The sequence below is a fragment of the Desulfovibrio sp. An276 genome, assembly GCF_002159665.1.
GTDB classification, from domain to species: domain Bacteria; phylum Desulfobacterota; class Desulfovibrionia; order Desulfovibrionales; family Desulfovibrionaceae; genus Desulfovibrio; species Desulfovibrio faecigallinarum.
In genome coordinates this window covers 1-17,249 of record NZ_NFJC01000010.1, presented here as the reverse complement: position 1 = coordinate 17,249, position 17,249 = coordinate 1, and the positions used below count along the sequence as shown (strand labels likewise).

General features: G+C 57.0%; 11 protein-coding genes. All 11 read left to right on the top strand.

Annotated features, from left to right (window positions below; all coding sequences use genetic code 11):
- Nucleotides 1–3: 3 nt before the first annotated feature.
- A complete protein-coding gene (locus B5F76_RS05980) occupies nucleotides 4–4,317 on the top strand; it encodes a type I polyketide synthase (protein ID WP_087352315.1) in 4,314 nt (1,437 codons plus the stop codon).
- Entirely contained in the window at nucleotides 4,314–5,675 is a 1,362-nt protein-coding gene (locus B5F76_RS05975) for a condensation domain-containing protein (protein ID WP_087352313.1), read from the top strand. Before B5F76_RS05980 ends, B5F76_RS05975 begins: the two co-directional genes overlap by 4 nt.
- A 127-nt stretch (nucleotides 5,676–5,802) precedes the next feature.
- Nucleotides 5,803–6,600: a thioesterase II family protein gene (locus B5F76_RS05970; protein WP_087352311.1), complete on the top strand. Its 798-nt coding sequence runs from the start codon at nucleotides 5,803–5,805 to the stop codon at nucleotides 6,598–6,600.
- Between the two features lie 28 nt (nucleotides 6,601–6,628).
- On the top strand, nucleotides 6,629–7,366 hold the full coding sequence (locus B5F76_RS05965) for a thioesterase II family protein (protein ID WP_162608710.1): 738 nt from the start codon (nucleotides 6,629–6,631) through the stop codon (nucleotides 7,364–7,366).
- Nucleotides 7,367–7,913: 547 nt separating this feature from the next.
- Nucleotides 7,914–8,867, top strand: coding sequence for a helix-turn-helix transcriptional regulator (locus tag B5F76_RS05960; RefSeq protein ID WP_162608709.1), 954 nt, complete (start codon nucleotides 7,914–7,916; stop codon nucleotides 8,865–8,867).
- The gene (locus B5F76_RS05955) at nucleotides 8,864–11,755 is read left to right on the top strand and encodes an MATE family efflux transporter (protein WP_275074542.1); all 2,892 of its coding nucleotides are present in this window, start codon (nucleotides 8,864–8,866) and stop codon (nucleotides 11,753–11,755) included. Before B5F76_RS05960 ends, B5F76_RS05955 begins: the two co-directional genes overlap by 4 nt.
- Nucleotides 11,752–12,438 carry an ABC transporter ATP-binding protein gene (locus B5F76_RS05950; protein WP_204218338.1) on the top strand — a complete coding sequence of 229 codons (687 nt, stop codon included), beginning with the start codon at nucleotides 11,752–11,754 and terminating at the stop codon, nucleotides 12,436–12,438. The genes B5F76_RS05955 and B5F76_RS05950 overlap by 4 nt, the downstream gene beginning before the upstream one ends.
- A 77-nt stretch (nucleotides 12,439–12,515) precedes the next feature.
- The gene (locus B5F76_RS05945; RefSeq protein WP_087352302.1) at nucleotides 12,516–13,751 is read left to right on the top strand and encodes an ABC transporter permease; all 1,236 of its coding nucleotides are present in this window, start codon (nucleotides 12,516–12,518) and stop codon (nucleotides 13,749–13,751) included.
- Entirely contained in the window at nucleotides 13,752–15,146 is a 1,395-nt protein-coding gene (locus B5F76_RS05940; RefSeq protein ID WP_087352300.1) for an ABC transporter permease, read from the top strand.
- Between the two features lie 131 nt (nucleotides 15,147–15,277).
- The gene (locus B5F76_RS05935) at nucleotides 15,278–16,540 is read left to right on the top strand and encodes a hydroxymethylglutaryl-CoA reductase (protein WP_087352299.1); all 1,263 of its coding nucleotides are present in this window, start codon (nucleotides 15,278–15,280) and stop codon (nucleotides 16,538–16,540) included.
- Nucleotides 16,541–16,744: 204 nt separating this feature from the next.
- The coding region (locus B5F76_RS05930) for an IS5 family transposase (RefSeq protein WP_144268400.1) at nucleotides 16,745–17,249 on the top strand (505 nt) is incomplete at its 3' end.

Sequence of the window (17,249 nt, the reverse complement as noted above, 5' to 3'; positions counted from 1 at the left end):
ACCGTGAGCAAGACCTATCCGTATGACGATAACTGCATTGCTGTCATAGGCATGGCCGCCCGATTGCCCGGAGCGGACACAGTCCAGGAATTCTGGGAGAATCTTGTGGCTGGTCGGCAAAGCATGGAGCCCATACCCGAGGAAATTCTGGCAGCAGGACTTCACTCCCGGTTGCGTCACGAACCCGACTACGTGTCCATGCGCAGCTCTCTCAGGGATTTCGATCTCTTTGACGCCGACTTCTTCGGTTTTTCCCCAAGGGACGCCAGCATCATGGATCCCCAGCACAGGCTTGTCCTGGAATACGCCTGGAGGGCCTTTGAGAACGCTGGCTACGTGCCGGAGGACAGCAAGGGTGTGCGGACCGGCGTCTTTGCCAGTTCGGACATGAGCGGTTATCTCACTGGGTACCTGTATTACCACATTTTGTCCGGTGCCCTGGACGTAACGGAAGCTGTCATTGGCTGCGACAAGGATTACCTTGCCACGCGCATAGCCTACAAGTGCAATTTTCACGGACCGGCCATGGCCGTGCAATCCTCCTGCTCCTCATCGCTGCTCAGCGTGCATGTAGCCTGCCAGTCCCTTTTGGCCGAAGACTGCGACCGCGCCCTGGTAACTGCCTGCACGGTCATGCTGCCGGAAAACCTTGGCTACATCTATCTGCCTGGCGGGATGCGCTCCCCGGACGGACGCTGCCGCCCCTACGACGCAGGCGCCAATGGCACCATCTTTGGCAACGGTGTTTTGGCAGTGCTTTTGAAGCGCCTTGCAGATGCACAGCGAGACAGGGACAACATTCTGGCAGTAGTCCGTGCAAGCGCTGCCACCAACGACGGCTCGGACAAGGTCGGCTACACGGCTCCAAGCATCAGCGGCCAGGCTCTGGCCATATCCTCGGCCATCTCGCTGGCCGGCATCAATGCCGGGGACGTGGATTTTGTGGAAGGGCATGGCACTGCGACCCCCCTGGGTGATCCCATCGAGATTGCCGCGCTCAAGCAGGCCTATGGTCAGGGATCCCCTTCCGGGCCAGATGAAGGGCACATTATCCTTGGCTCGCTCAAGGGTAACATCGGACATCTGGACGCAGCCGCAGGGCTCGCGAGCTTTGCCAAGGCAAGCCTTTGCCTGCACCATCGCCTTGTGCCGGGTACAGCCAACTTCGTGCGTCCAAACCCGGCCTTCGGCGGTCTTGCACCCTTCACCATCAGCAGCACAAACTGCAAGCTGCCTGATGAGGGCACGGTTCTTGGCGGAGTCAGCGCCTTCGGCATAGGCGGCACAAATGTGCACATCATCATGCAAAACGCCCCGGACAGACCCGAACGCATTCCGGTACAGGGGCGAATGCCAGTGGTTTTTTCCGCTCACAACGAGGAGGCATACACCAGGACCCAGGCAGACCTGCGAAACTTTTTCCAGAACCGCTCCGGCGAAGAAAATACCCCTTGCCTTGCGGATGCGGCTGCCACCCTGGCAAAGGGGCGCAAGGCACAGCCGTTTCGCGGCTGCGTTGTCGCAGCCTCCCTTGCCGAGGCAGCCGAAAAACTGCAGCAGGAAATTGTGCCCCAGTATGTGCAGGACAGGGAGCCTGGTCTGGCCTTCCTCTTCCCCGGTCAGGGCAATCTGCACCCATACATGGCGCGTTCCTTTTTTGAAAACGAAAAGGAATTTCGTATTCATTTCAAAAATCTCAGTGCCCTGTGCAAGAACGCACACGGGCCGGACCTAGAGTCCTTGCTGCGCTCCTGCTGGGAAGGAGACGCGCAAGCCGCCGAGGCTCTTTGCGAGACCGGAACTGCCCAGCCCCTGCTGTTTGCCCTGGAGCTTGCGCTCGCGACAACACTCATGGAACGCGGTGTGCGCCCCGACTGCCTGATAGGTCACAGCCTGGGAGAATATACGGCTGCCTGCCTCGCGGGCGTCTTTTCCCCGGAAGACGGCATGCGTCTTGTCACCCTGCGCGGCTCTCTCATGCAAAGGGCTCCCAGGGGCAGGATGCTGGTCGTTTCCCTGCACCACTCGCGTGTGCGCGAAGTCCTTGGCGCGGCCTTTGCCGGTGTGGAAATCTCCCTCATCAACAGCGCGGCCAACTGCGTTCTCACGGGCGACGAACAGGCTCTGGAACGCTGCGCACAGGCCGTGGCAGAACACGGTCAGAGAGCCACCTGGCTCAAGACATCCCATGCCTTTCATTCCGCCAGCATGGAAGGCATCATGGAGGAATTTGGCACACTTGTCTCGTCCTTCGGACTGCGTCCGCCCCAGCTGCCTCTTGTAAGCAATCTGACCGGGACCTGGGCCGGCAGCGAAATGGCCACTGCCGACTATTGGGTCAGGCATCTGCGCAGCACCGTGCAGTTTGCCAGAGGGCTTGCCACGCTGCGTACACGCGCAGCCCTGGGCATAGAGGCAGGTCCCGGCAATGTCCTGCGCTCCCTCGCAACACAGCAACCAGGGGAGAAGCTGCGTGTCATACCCGGCCTGGATCCCCTGAAAACTGCGGGAAAACCTTCAGAGCGCGGTCTTGCCGACATCGCGGCCGAATGCTGGCAGCACGGCGCAGCCATAGATTGGGAATCCTATTTTGCTCCCTTTGTGCCCTATCGCTGCCCCCTGCCGGAGACTGCCTTCACCCCCAAAAGGTACTGGATCGCACCCGGCGCCGTTCAGGCCGTCCAGGTCGCCGGAGGCGGGGGCTCCCTGCTCGCGGATAACCACGAGAGGTCCGGAACGGACAAGGGAATGGAAAAGTACACCCGCTCCTGCCGCACAACCTATGAAGCCCCAAAAGGCGACGTGGAACGCCTGCTAGTCTCCCTCTGGGAAGAATTGCTCTTTGTGGATCACATTGGCGTTTGCGATGATTTTGTGGAACTTGGGGGCAATTCCATTCAGGTCATGCAGATGGTCCGGCAGGCTGCCGGCATGGGGCTGACCTTTACCTCCAAGGACGTCTTTGAGGCAGGAACCATCAGAAATCTGGCCAAACGCTCCCGCCTGGGCACTGCGGAAAGAGCAGTCAGGCCCGGACCTGTTCCAGTTCCGCATTACCTTGTTCGGCGTCTTGGCAAGGGGCTGGACGGACTTGCCCGCTACAGCGTCTTTGCCTGCCCTCAGGACCTGGATCTCGCTGGTGCAGGACGCCTTGCCAGTGCTCTCGCAAGGCGTCACGATGCCCTGCGCATGGCCTGGAGCGGCACGTCCCTGCGCCTCGCGGCAGTGAGCGAGAGCGACTGGAGCCAGAACAATGTGGAAAGCATGGAAGACATTCCCCTTGTTGACGGGCAGCCGGAGCGTACCATCCTTGAGCAGGAATGCCTGAGGCTCGCCAAGCGATTGCAGACCGAGCGCCTGAAGGCCTGGTCTCTGGGCTTTTGCGCAGGCAAAAATTCGAGTCCTCCCCTGCTTGTCCTGCTTGTTCACACAGCCCTTGCGGACCAAAAATCCATGGAAATCCTTGACAGGGATATCACGGCATTTCTGCGTAACGGTGCTCTTCCGGAAGGGGAAGACTCTTCCTGGAAGCTCTGGCTGGAGGATCTTGCACGGCAAGACCAGGGTGAACACGCCGACACGTCCCTGCCTGAGGAAGAGGTCCTTTGCACGGAACAGGATCTTGCAACGCTCGACTGCATGCTTACCAAGGAAGAGACGGAAAGGCTCGGGGCTGCAGCAATTGCCTGCCGCGCCACTCTCGAAGAAATGGTTCTTGCTGCAGTCAGCCTCGCCCTCGGCAAAAGCGAGACAAGGGAGAATCCGACAGGCAAACGGCTCTTCTGCCAAAGCGACGGACGTCATCTGAGGATGCCCTCGGGCAGTTGTGCAGGCACTGTGGGGTCCCTGGCCCTCTACCACGCGTTGCCCCTTTGCGAAGAGGAAGACGCGGCTGCGGTCATTCCCCATGTCAAGCAGCACACACGCTCCTTCCTGCAGCAGGGCTCCTCTCCCTGGATCTCCGGTTCCGGGCAGGAACAGCCAGGCCTTGCCTTCGCCTTTTGGGGTGACAGCGCGACAGACAGCCTTGTGTCCGGAATTGTCAGCCCCGGGGACAGGAAAAGCGACAGCCCTGCAAGCTGCCAGGTTGGGCTTTGCGCAGACTGCCTGCACCTGAGCGTGCGCTTTGCCCCGGGGGCCCGCGACATTGCCATGGCGCTTCACAAGGCCTTCCCTGCCAGCGCCGCGCGCATTGCAGAACTTGGCATGACAAGCCCTGTGGCACAACGCTACCTCGTTGCGGAATTCCCCGACTCTGAACTGACCCAGGCAGACCTTGACACCATCCTCAGCCAACTTTGCGGAGCCCGGAAATGACAGCATCCCAGTCCCTTTCCTACAAGATTGAAGAGATCTTTCCCCTGACGCCGGTGCAAAACTTCATCCTGGACATTTCCAGGCTGACGCCGAGCGGTCTGGCCTTCCAGCAGCAGTATACCTACTACCTGTCAGGCGAAATCAGACCCGAGCTGGTGCAACAATCCTGGGAAATCGTCGTGGCACGCCATCCATCCTTGCGCACATCCTTCCACTGCGAGGGGACAAGCCAGTCCTTTCAGGCTGTGCACGACCATGCCCGGCTCCCCTTCTTCTTTCAGGACTTGCGTTCTCTTTCCGAAGAAGCTCGTACCGCAGCCGTCTTTGCCTGGCTCATGGAGGATTCCCAAAAGCCCTTTGATTTCCTCGTCCCCCCACTCATGCGGCTCGCCCTGACGCAGATGGAGGACAGGCTCTTTGTCATGACGCTGACCCTGAGCCATCTTGTCTTTGACGGCTGGTCCCTTGGCGCATCATTCAACCTCTTTGCCCACATTTACGCCAGCCTGGCAAAGGGGGAAGAACCGGACATTACCCCCTTCCCCTCCATGCACGACTATGTCACGTGGTACCGCAGAAGGGACAACTCCGAGGACATAGCCTGGTGGCAGGAGCGTCTCCACGACGCCGTCACTCCCCGCCTGCCCTTCATGAACACGCAGGAACACCCCGGACCCGTGGAAGCCGATCAAATACACCATCTGGTCTTCACGGCCGAAGAAACAGCCGAGCTGGAAGAGGCCGCAAAAGCCATGGGTGTCACCCTGAATGTCCTCTATCAGGCTGCCTGGGCACTCATCATGTCCCGCCTTTCCCCGGAAAGACGCGCTCTCATGCTCACTGTTGCCGCCTCGCGGCCCGTGGAGCTTGAGCATATCGATCAGGTCTTCGGCGTACTCATAGACGGTGTTCCCTACAATCTGCACTGCCCTGGAGACAAGAAGGTCTGCTTGTGGCTCAAAGAGCTGCGTTCCCTGCAGCTGGAAAGCATGGAACATCAGTACACGCCCATTCAGCAATGGATACAGATGGGCCGTGAACCGGGCAAGATTCCCTTCAATTCGTACCTCATCTTTGAAAACCACGCTACGGGAGAGGGGGAAAAGGAGTCTGCGGCCTTCAGCCTGAATGCTGCCTACATGAACTCGAATCTGAGCTTTCCTCTGTCCATGATGGTTTTTCCGGGCGCATCCCTGCGCGTTGCCATCATCTACAGCAGAGATTTCTTCACCGAGGAAAAAATACAGGCCTTTACCGAACGCCTGCGCGAAGCGCTCAAGGCTTTGGCCAGTCATCCGGAGCAAACTCTTGACGAGGTCAGCGCCCTTGCCCTGCTTGACGAGGAACACCTGACCTAGTCGCGTGTTTTGAGAATGCAGTCTTCCTGATACGTCACACACTGCCGGGCGCAGAAAGGACGACCTCTTCGCGAGGGAGGCGCCCTTTCTGCCTGCCCGGCGCAAACCATACGGGAGCATACAAGCCGTGCCCAACTCAAGCCAAGACAGTTTTTCGGAAAAGGCCGCCTCCACCTGGCTTCCCAACATGCCGCGTCAGGATCCTGCGGGCTCCTGCCCTCTTCCCAGGCTTTTCTGCTTCTCCTATGCCGGAGGCACAAGCGAGCTCTACAGACAGTGGCAGACAGGCCTTGCGGACGTCTGCCTCATCTGCCCGACAGAGTTGCCTGGCAGGGGATCGCGCATGGACGAGCCCTTTGCACCCACCCTGATGCAGGCGGCAAGGGAAGCAGCCTGCGCCATACTCCCGTATACAATGTCCCCCTATTACATTTTTGGCCACAGCCTCGGCAGCGTCCTTGCCCTGGAAACCTCCCGCGTGCTGCAGGAACAGGGAGCTGCTCTTCCCCAGGGGCTCATTGTTTCTGGGCGTTACCCGCCCCATCTGCCCAACAGGAGAAAAGATCTGCACAACATGCCTGACGAGGCGCTGATAGACGAGATGCGTCGTCTTGGCGGCACCCCGGAAGAGGTACTGCAGCAGAGGGAACTGCTCGACATGATGCTTCCCATAGTGCGCGCGGACTTCCGCCTGCTTGAAACGCACAGGGCATTGCGCACACCCTGCCTGCATCTGCCACTCCATGTCTTTTGCGGTCGCGAGGACGAGGACTCCCCCCTGGAGCTTCTGGCACAGTGGCAGGATGTCACGGATTCACCCTGCTCCATTGATTTTTTTGATGGCGGCCACTTCTACATCAATGAAAGCCGCGACCAGCTCCTGCGCCGCCTGCGCCAACTCATTCAAAAAGACTGCCGCATCTGAACGCCCGCCTGGCAAAACGAGGTTTTTCATGAACGAGGATCGGATTTCCAGATGGCTTCCAAGCCCTCCCAGGGAAGGAGCCCTGCCCCTATTCTGCCTTTCCCATGCCGGAGGAGGCGTGTCCCTGTTCAGGGACTGGCAGCGCCTCCTTGCTGCCCCGTTCCAGGTCTGCCCCATAGCCCTGCCCGGACGCGAAAAGCGCCTGGCAGAGCCTCCGGTAACCAGTCTGCAGGAGCTGGTAGAAGTGCTTTCTTCCCTGATCGCTCCCTACGCGCAGCGTGACTTTGTCCTGTACGGACACTGCTTCGGCGCAAGTCTTGCCTTCGAGGTGGCGCTGGCCCTGCAAGGGCAGGGACTGATTCCAAGACTTTTGGCCGTTTCCGGCAGCAGGGCGCCTCATTGCCCTCCCCCTTTCCGTATCTCGTCCCTGCCACAGGAAGAATTTGTTGATGCGCTTCGCCGCTTCAGGCTGACTCCGGAAACAGTGCTCAATATCCCCGACCTGCTTGCGCTCTTTTTGCCGAGCCTGCGCGCGGATTTCGCGCTGGACGAGGAACTTGTCTACGAGGGGCCGAGACCTGCGCTTGCTGCGCCCATTCTGGTTATGCACGGAAGCAGGGACACGATTATTCCGGAAGAAACGGCCCGGAAATGGGCAAAATACAGCACAAGATCCTGCAAGTTTGTCCGCTGTGAAGGAGAGCATGTCTTTTTCTCCTCCGATCCATCTGTCCTGTTGCGACATATAACCACAGAGCTTTCCTGATTCTGTATCACAACAAATTCATAAAATGAATACAGTTTCCCATAAGTTTCAAATATTGAAAAAATTATGTTACATATTTGTACCATGATATTTTTCATATATTTAAAGATAACAAAATTTTAATATAAATTGCATTTTTCCATGTTACAACAATTTTTATCATATTATCAAATATGTTATAAAAAAAATCTGCAAAATTATCTTTTCTTGTTGATATACTTGCCTGTTTTGTATACAAAATTTTATGAGTTGTTTAGTACTCTTTTAAGGAAATTGGCAGATACTTGTTCTCAGAACTACAATATTTATAAATATGTAAAATACTTATTTTTCAAATTAAAAAGTCCGCACACATATTATTTGCTGTATTTTGACAGAAAATTAATGTTATAGAAGTTGAAACATGAACCATATTATTGAGTGCAAAAACACAGTTTCTTCAGAAATTTTTTATACTACTTCTCATCTGGACCTGGTGTCAGCCTGTGAACCACTCTCCGTCTCGTGGTCTTCCCCATACTACAGGTTGGCTGCCAGGGAAACGGATGTGCCAACTGCGGGCGCGGGTGACGAGGCAGCAAGGCTCCACGCATACGAGCTCTTTCAGGGCATCAGCGTTGAAATCATCCGCAACTGCGTTCTTGCCCAAAAAAGCCAGCTCAAGTTTGCGGAGCAGGACATGCCCGTGTGCTTTTCGCTCCGCCTTGCCGGATCAGGCAGCATATGTCTGCATGAGCGTACCCAGGTTCTGCTTCAGACCCCAAGGCAGCTTATTGTTGGCTATTTCCCCGGCTGCAAGGGTACTGTCACCTTTCAGCCGGATATCAATACGCTTGTGAATGTCATGGTCAGGCGATCCGTAATCCGGAAATGCATGCCCAAATACGCTTCTTCCATCTACAAATTTCTCAATATTGATGAGCAGGAAGGCTATGTCCTGCGCTCGATCACTGCTTCCACCGGACTCATGGTTGCCGCAAATCAGCTTCTCTCCCCATCCGCCTCTCCAAGTACCCAGCCTCTTTTCCTGAGTGGCGTTGCCCTGGAATTTCTGGCTCTCGCAATTGACCGCCTCTACAAATATCTTGAGCACGGCCACCTTATCAGACTGGAAAAGAGGGATATATCTGTTCTTGAAAAAGTAAAAAAATATATAGAAAACAGTATAGCAAATCCCCCTCCCATTGAAGAATTATGCAAGAAATTCTATATAAACAGCTTCAAGCTGAAAAAGGGATTCAAACAGATATACGGCATGACAATTTCAGGATATATCCAGTACTACAGGCTTTATTACGCCTATAACTGCTTTCTACAGGGAGATGCAAACGTGAGCGAATGTGCCTGGAAAGTAGGCTATACCAACGTAAGCCATTTTATTGCCGCCTTTCGCAGGCAATTCGGATTTACGCCAGGCGAATGCATACGCAATCACAAGGAAGGCCTGAGTAGCCCTCAGCACATAGATACAAATCCTGTACAGATCGAACAAGGAGGCTGACAAGGAGAACCCCTTTTTCCGTTTTTTCCGGTCGCGCACGCAGTCTGTTCAGCTTCCCGAACGTCCCGGAGTCATCCATGCAATTATCCCAGGCTCTCCGCCGCCATCTCGGTTCTATGCTCCTGCTTGCAGGACCCATACTTGTCTCGCAGTATGCCTATCTCGCCTCCGGAATGGCCGATACTGTCATGTCCGGCATGCTCGGCACTGTCTTTCAGGCTGGCGTTGCCGTAGGTGCAGCTGTCTGGGTTCCTGTCCAGATGTTCATCACCGGTGTCCTGTACAGCGTAATGATAGTTGTCTCCCAGCATTTTGGAGCAGAAAGGCATGGAGACATTGTTGCATCCGCCCGACAGGGACTGTGGCTGGCCCTTTTGCTCGGCGTGGCGGCCAGCGCTCTTTTGTATCTTCTGGCACCCCATCTGACCCTCTTTGGCGTCACGGAAGATGTGGCAGACAAGGCCAGGGAGTATCTGCAGTACCTTGTCTGGGGTCTGCCCTTTTCAAGCATGGCGATAGGTGTGCGCTTTTATTGCGACGGGCAGAAGAATGTTGTTCCCGCAACGGTCATTGCCATCATCGTTGTCCTTGTCAACATTTGCCTCAATTACTGCCTCATGTTTGGCAAGCTGGGGCTGCCGGCCATGGATGTCGCGGGCTGCGGCCTGGCCACAGGCATCAGCATGGCGCTTTCCTTTGTCTTCTTCCTTTTCTATGTCCAGAAAAGTCCCCGCTATCGCTCTCACAGGCTCTTTGCCTCCCTTGCGGCTCCGGCTCGCAAGCAAATGAAGGGACTTGCCGGGGTCGGCCTGCCCATAGGCATAGCCATGGTCTCGGAATTTCTGGTGCTCTCCGTCATTGCCCTGTGCATCAGCACTTCCGGGGCCACATCCATTGCCGCCCATCAGATTGCCTACAATTTCATGATGATCCTCTTTGCCATTCCCACAAGTCTCGCCATGGCAACAAGCATCATGGTCGGCAACGCCCGCGGCAGCGGCAGCAGGACCGCCGAGCGTGGTGTTGTGCTCACCTCCGTTTGCGCAGGCCTTGTGGCAGGCGGCCTTCTCACTGTTCTCATGTGGCTTGGGGCAGAGCCTGTGGCGCAACTCTACTCCCATGACAGGGCGGTCATTGCCCTCGCAAGCCAGCTTCTTGTTGTGGCAGCCTTCTTTCAGCTTGTCGATGCAGTGCAGATATGCCTGAACGGCTCCCTGCGAGGCATTGAAGACACTGTTGTGCCATTCTTCATTACCAGCGGCATCTACTGGCTTCTTGCCCTGCCCCTCGGCTACGTGCTCTCGGGCATGCCCCTCCCCTTTGGGCTGCGAGCATCCTTTCCCGGCTACGGCGTTGTTGGCTGGTGGATAGCCCTTGTCCTCGGCATCTTTCTGGTAGCCCTGGCCCTGGCAGCCCGGGTACGCAGACAGTTCTTCTCCACTCCGATTGAAGAAGAGGAAGAAGCGGACGGGAACAAGGGTTGCGCAGAAAAAGCCGCCTCGTCCATCATGAACACAGACGAGTCTCAACACGAAGTCAATACAGGCGCGCAGGTGGATGAGGCACAGACCGGCAGGCGCAAACGCATATGCGCCCTGCTCGCCGGCCTTCCTGGCACGATACGCAGACATCCCAAAAAGAGCATGGCAGCCTGCTTCCTTCTTGTACTTCTCCTTGCTTCCTCCTCGTCCGAGGAAAACGGAGCAGTCCGCGTGCACAGCATGGAAACTGTCGCCATCTCCACCCTGCGTCAGGAATTTCCCGTTACGGGCATCATCAAGCCCGAGGAAGGCGCAGAAGTCAAAACCGGCAGCCGTTTCACCGGCGTCATAGACAGATTGCACGTGCGCCTTGGAGACTCTGTGAAGAAGGGACAGGTCATAGCCGAGCTCGACAACCGGGAGCAGGAAGCAGAGTGCGTGCGTCTCAACGCGACCATACGCAAGCTCAGGGCCGAACTTGACATGGCACAAAAAACATACCCCTTGCAGATCCGCGAGACACAGGCCCTTCTCGATTCGGCCAGGGCAGAACATGCATACGCGCAAAAAAAGCTGCGCAGGGTAAACAATCTGCACAGGGCAGCTGCCGTCTCGAAAGATGAGGCCGAAAGGGTTCGTCAGGAAGCAGATGTGGCAGCAGCAGCCACAAGGCAGCAAAAAAGCGCCAGGGAACGGCTTGAAGAGGAATTTACCCTGCGCACCATCTACCTTGCGGAGGCCATTGCCGAAGCCGAGGCCGAGCTCGCCACAGCCAACATCCGCCGTTCCTATGCCACCATTGTCAGCCCCATGGACGGCGTTGTGAGCGAAATCACTGCCCAGGAGGGCGAAACCCTTGTCGCTGGCCTGCAGGTGGCCTATCTCATCACTGTTCTCGATCCGAGCAGGCTCGAGCTGCAGATGTTTGTGGACGAAAACGATATTGGAAGGGTACAGCCCGGAACAAGGGTTGCGTTCACTGTGGAATCCTTCAGGGACCGCGTCTTCGAGGGCCATGTGGATCTTATCCATCCGGGACCGGAAATTCGCAACAACATAGTCTACTACCGGGCTCTTGTCCGCCTCTCTCCCGAAACGGCCCTGACCCTGCGTCCGGAAATGACTGCCCGCTGCAACGTGATTGTGGGGGAAAAGGAAAACGTGCTCTGCGTTCCCAACACTGCCTTCAAATGGATTCGGAACAGGAAAGTCGTCTTTGTCGAGGATACTGCCGGTGTCCGTCCGGTTCTTGTGCGCACAGGCATAGAGGGGCTCACCCATACCGAGGTTCTCGAGGGGCTTGAGGAGGGACAAAGGGTTGCCACAAGCCTGGATCTGCCAACACCCCTGCCTGAGGAATGGCTCAAGGTTCTCGAAGAAGCGCCGCAGGAGGCCCGGGATTCATGACAAGCCAGGACACTCCGCTCGTAGACATGCGCCACATTGGCAAGACCTTTGTGCAGGCGGATATGGAAACCCATGTTTTGCACGACATCTGCCTTGAGGTGTGGCCCGGGGACTTTCTGGCCCTTACCGGCAGCTCCGGTTCGGGAAAGTCCACCCTCCTCTACATTATGGGGCTCCTCGATCAGGCAAGCAGCGGGACCTACCGTCTCAAGGGACAGGATGTGTCCACCCTGGACGACACTGCGGCCAGCGCCTTTCGCAATACCATCATAGGCTTTGTGTTCCAGAGCTTTTTTCTCATCCCCTATGCCTCGGCCCTGGACAACGTGCTGTTGCCCGGAGCGTACGGGAATGTCCCGGACAGGGAGCTGCGCGCAAGGGCCGAGGAACTGCTGGTCAGGGTAGGCCTTGGCGATCGCATGCACCACAGGCCAAACCAGCTCTCCGGCGGCCAGCAGCAGCGTGTGGCGCTGGCAAGGGCACTGCTCGGCAACCCGGCCCTGCTTCTGGCGGACGAGCCCACGGGCCAGCTCGACACTGCGACCAGTCACTCCATTCTGGAACTCTTCACCAGGGTCAACGACAGAGGAACAACCATTATCATGGTCACCCACAGCCCGGAGACAGCGGCCTGCGCAAGGCGCCGCATTGTCATGAGAGACGGGTGCATCCATCCCGAATAAGCCACCAGGCAAGACATTGCGGACAGCGACCCCAAGGACACTTCCCCCTACCGGTACCACAAACCCAGGCGGACCCCATGAATCTGCGCCAGTTTTACCGACTCTTTCTGCAGGCCCAAAGGGCCATCAGAGCCTACTGGACCAACAGTGTGTTCATTGTTTGCGCCATCAGTCTGGGGATTGCCGCGCTGACAGTCATTCTGGCCTCCATGGAAGGAGCCAGTCGCAAGGCCGAGGAGCTCGCCGCCAAATTCGGACCCACCTCCATCAACATCATAGGAGGCAATCTGGTGGAACAGGCCATGGCAAGCCGGCCCATGACACTCACCTGGGACGATGTCCACCGCATAGGCGAGCTCATGCCAGGCGCAGAGCGTGTTTCCCCACTGCTGCTCAAGACCTCGGTCCAGGTACAGAGCGCAGCAAGGCGTCACACGACCGATTCCCTGGTTGGGACCGGGGCGGAACACGGGCCATCCTGGGGATGGTATCCAGAAGTGGGGCGCGATTTCACCAATGAGGATATCAGGCTTCGCCGCAGCGTCTGCCTCATAGGCGCTGCAACTGCGGACGCCCTGTTCGGCAGCGCAAATCCCCTGGGCCGCATTGTGGTTGTCGACAAGGTCCCCCTGGTTGTCATTGGTGTCCTGACCCGCCAGGGTCTTTCCTCTGGCGACATGGACTTTGATGACAGAATCACCGTGCCCATCACGACCATGATAAGCCGCTTCAATCTCTCAAGGCACTACCTTTCCCAGGTGCGCGTGACCTTCGCGAAAACAAGCACTCCAAACCTCATGGCTGAGTACAGCCAGGAATTGCGCGTGCTTTTGCGCTCCCTTCACGGCATAAAGAAAGGGGCGCCGGACGACTTTTTGCTGGTCACCATGCAGGACATCATGGACTTCGTGGACGTGGTCAAGGGAAGCATAGTCGTCTTTCTCGGACTTGTGGCAGTGGTAACCATGCTCACCGGCGGCTTTACGCAGGCCAATCTCTTCTATCTGGCCGTTACGGACCGCAGCGTTGAAATAGGGCTCAAAAAGGCTCTTGGCGCCTCATCAAAAGCCATATTCATACAGTTTCTCCTGGAGGCCGTGCTGCTCGCCTGCCTCGGAGCCGTGTGCGGACTTGTGATAGGCGCAGCCTTCGGAGCCATCCTGAGCAGCTTCAATCTGCTCACCATCAGCCTCTCGCCCGCGGTCTTCTGCGTTGCTGTCCTCATGGCCTGTGCCATTGGCTGCGCCTTTGGCGTGCGGCCAGCTCAAAAAGCCGCGGAACTTGCACCAGTCTCCGCTCTCAGGGGAACCTAAATGACGCAAGGGCTTTGCCAGCTTTTCAGACTCCAGTACCTGGCACGGGCAGGCCGAAGCCTGCACATGCTGCTCACGATGCTGCGCCGCAACCGCCTGCGCTCCGTGCTGGCGACACTGGGTGTCTTTCTGGGCGCGCTGCTGCTCACACTCATCCTGCACGTCCTGGAATCGGTCAACATCATGCTCGAGACAGAGGCCCGCAGGCTGGGGTCCCATGTTGTTACCCTCACCACCAGTCCGGTGGACTTTGTGCGCAAAAGCTCCATGCTTGCAGACAATGGCACGGAAACGGACACGAGCCTTTCCGAAACGGCCCGTTCTGCCGAAGAACCAACTGAAGAGGAACGTCTTCTCGCGGAAAGCCTCGGCAGCGAGAACGACGAGGACTGGCGTACGGCCCAGGCTCCGAAGAGCGCATCCCTGACCGTTGCGGACATTCGCGTTCTTGAAGAGGAACTCCTCCAGATAAGCGCCGCCGCTCCCTTTGTTCTTGTCAGCGGCCAGGCTGCCAACGGTACCATCCTCGGCAACTGCCAGCTCCTCGGCACGACTCCGGCCTTTCCTGCGCTGCGCCATTTTTTCCCCGCGCAGGGACGGTTTTTCACGCATGCTGAACTCGAGTCGCGGACCAGGGTCTGCCTCCTTGGGCATTCACTGGCCCAAAGGCTCTTTGGCTCGCGGCAAACGGCTCTTGGCAAAACCGTGACTGTGGACAAGTGTACCCTGACCGTTATCGGTGTGATGGAAGAAAAGGGCATGGATCCGAGCGGGCTGCGCCTGGACGAATTTCTCATACTGCCAGTCACCACCTACTGCCAGCGCATAGCGAAGCAGGACCATGTGTCGGGCGCCTGGCTCGGCATCACAAGTCGCGAGAACCTGCAACAGCTCGAGCGGGACATACTGGCCATTCTCCAGCGACGTCACCATTTGCCGGAAGGCAAGCAGGACTGCACCCTGGCCTTTGCCGAACAGGTAGACGAGATGGTCACCAATGCCCTGAAGCTCATCCGCACGCTGGGTCTCATAGGCTCCGGCCTTTCCTTTGCCATAGGCACCCTCGGCATTCTCTCCATCATGACCCTGCTTGTTCGCTCCCGCAGGCTGGAAATAGGCATGCGCCGCGTTGTGGGAGCCACAAGAAAAAAGATCCTGCTGCAATTCATTGCCGAGGCAGCCTTTCTCTCTGCTGCCGGCGGTCTGATCGGAGTTGCTACCGCACTTCTACTGTGCGCACTCATCGCCCTTTCCGGCATTCTGCCGGGCTACTTCAGCGCAGCCATTACCCTGAGCGTGCTTGTACTCTCCATTCTGTGCGGCATCCTGGCCGGAGCTCACCCCGCATGGAAGGCTGCGCACACGGATGTCCTGCAGGCCCTGCGGGATCTCTGAGTCTTCTTTGCGTGTATCCCTGTCGGATGAAGCAATGGTCGGGGCATTTGTAACAGCCATTGTTTCACAAAAAAATACCACAACCACAAATACAGGAACATTCTGCCTGCCCATCCCAATGGAGGAACCTCATGCCCATTCCGCTCAACAGATACCTGCGTCTGGAAAGTCTTCTGGACGGACTTGCCAGTGCGCCAGACGAACGTGAAGAGCCAGTATGCTCCCCGCGGCCCCTGCGGCACATTTTGCCCCTGGATGACAGAGCCCTGACCCGAAACTGGGAAGTTTTGAGACGACACACATCCCTGGACGAGCAGGACGAGGCATGCCTTGCGGACGAGGAGACGCGTGCCTCCATCAGCGCATACGCCAAGAACATCGAAAACTGCGTGGGAACCCTCAAGTTGCCCGTGGGCGTAGCCGGACCGCTGCGCATAGAGGGGCTTTTCGCCAGGGGAGAGTACTATGTGCCCCTGGCAACGACCGAAGCCGCCCTGGTTGCCTCCTACCATCGTGGCTCACGGCTGATCACGGCAGCTGGCGGCTGCAGGGCCATGCTGTGCGACAATGCCGTCACCAGAGCGCCGGGTTTTGCCTTCCGCAACCTTGCCGATGCCCGTGCCTTTGTTCAGTGGGCAGGAAAGAATTTCGACAATTTTCAGACCCAGGCAGCCACCAGAACACGCCATGGCGAACTTGTGGACATGCGCATCACTGTGGAAGGCAATCATGTCTATCTGAACATGGACTACTACACTGGCGAAGCGGCAGGCCAGAACATGGTTACCCTGGCCACCAAGGCCATTCTCGACTGGATCGAAATCCATACTCCAGTGAGGCCTGTCCACGTTTTTGTGGAGGCCAATTTCTCAGGGGACAAAAAGGCCACCTTTCTTTCCTTCACCTCTGTGCGCGGCAAAAAGGTGACTGCCGAGGTTTCTCTTCCCCGGGAACTTGTCCGGAAATACCTGCATATCGATCCGGAGAAAATGTACAAGATGTGGATGATGATCACCATGGGCGGCCTCATGAGCGGCTGCGTCGGCTCACAGGCTCACTGCGCCAACGGTCTTGCCGCCCTCTATCTTGCCACAGGCCAGGACGCTGCCTGCGTTTCGGAGTCCAGCGCAGGCCTCCTGCGCATGGAGATTGAGAAAAACGGCAACCTGTATACGGCTCTGACCCTGCCCAACATTATCGTGGGTTCTGTTGGTGGCGGAACCAAGCTTCCCTCACAGTCGATAGGCCTCAAGATGCTGCAGCTGCCAAGGCAGGGGGCGGCCTTTGCCCTTGCGGAAATATGCGCAGCCATCTGCCTTGCCGGCGAAATATCCATCATAGGTGCCCTCGCCGCCGATCATTTTGCGGCAGCCCACGAACGTCTTGCACGCTGAGCACCCTGTCATGCAGCACAGGCATCCGGCTGTGCTGCCAGTTCGCAATAAAACCGTCGAAATGATTGGGTGGGCCTCCCCATTTTTTGTCAGGATCTTAGGTCGTGTTGACAAAATCAAAAATCAGCCAATCTGACTTCGACTTTGCCATAAGAGGTTATATTTCATACTGTATCACTCCAGTTTACCAGAGCGGTCCACAGTATGAATACAGTCAAAGCCTATCAACGCCATGACATCACTGACGAACTTTGGTGCAAGATTGCTCCCTTCTTCCCCAATGGAACGGGGAAGCGCGGTCGCCCTGCCGGAGACAACAGACGCTTTTTCAACGCTGTTGCGTGGATCATGCGTTCGGGTGCGCCTTGGCGAGATCTCCCTCCAGATTATGGAAACTGGAACAGTATTTTCGTCAGATTCCGAAGGCTTGCAAAAGCAGGCTTTTGGGAAAAGCTGGCCTCAAACTTCTCGGACTGCCCAGACCTGGAATGGGTCATGCTCGACGCCAGCCACATCAAGGTACACCAGCATGGCATGGGTGCACCTGGGGGAACCGAGGATGCAGGGAGAACCAAGGGAGGTATAAACACCAAGATACATGTAGCTGTAGATTCGCATGGAATGCCCATCAGATTTTTGATAACAGCCGGAAATCAGGCTGATTGTACACAGGGAATTCCGCTGTTGGAGAACCTTGTCCTCCAGTATG

Bases quoted from the DNA above. Each gene is read 5' to 3' on its own strand.
- B5F76_RS05975 (WP_087352313.1), top strand. From the start codon at position 4,314: ATGACAGCATCCCAGTCCCTTTCCTACAAGATTGAAGAGATCTTTCCC.
- B5F76_RS05965 (WP_162608710.1), top strand. From the start codon at position 6,629: ATGAACGAGGATCGGATTTCCAGATGGCTTCCAAGCCCTCCCAGGGAA.
- B5F76_RS05950 (WP_204218338.1), top strand. From the start codon at position 11,752: ATGACAAGCCAGGACACTCCGCTCGTAGACATGCGCCACATTGGCAAG.
- B5F76_RS05945 (WP_087352302.1), top strand. From the start codon at position 12,516: ATGAATCTGCGCCAGTTTTACCGACTCTTTCTGCAGGCCCAAAGGGCC.
- B5F76_RS05940 (WP_087352300.1), top strand. From the start codon at position 13,752: ATGACGCAAGGGCTTTGCCAGCTTTTCAGACTCCAGTACCTGGCACGG.
- B5F76_RS05935 (WP_087352299.1), top strand. From the start codon at position 15,278: ATGCCCATTCCGCTCAACAGATACCTGCGTCTGGAAAGTCTTCTGGAC.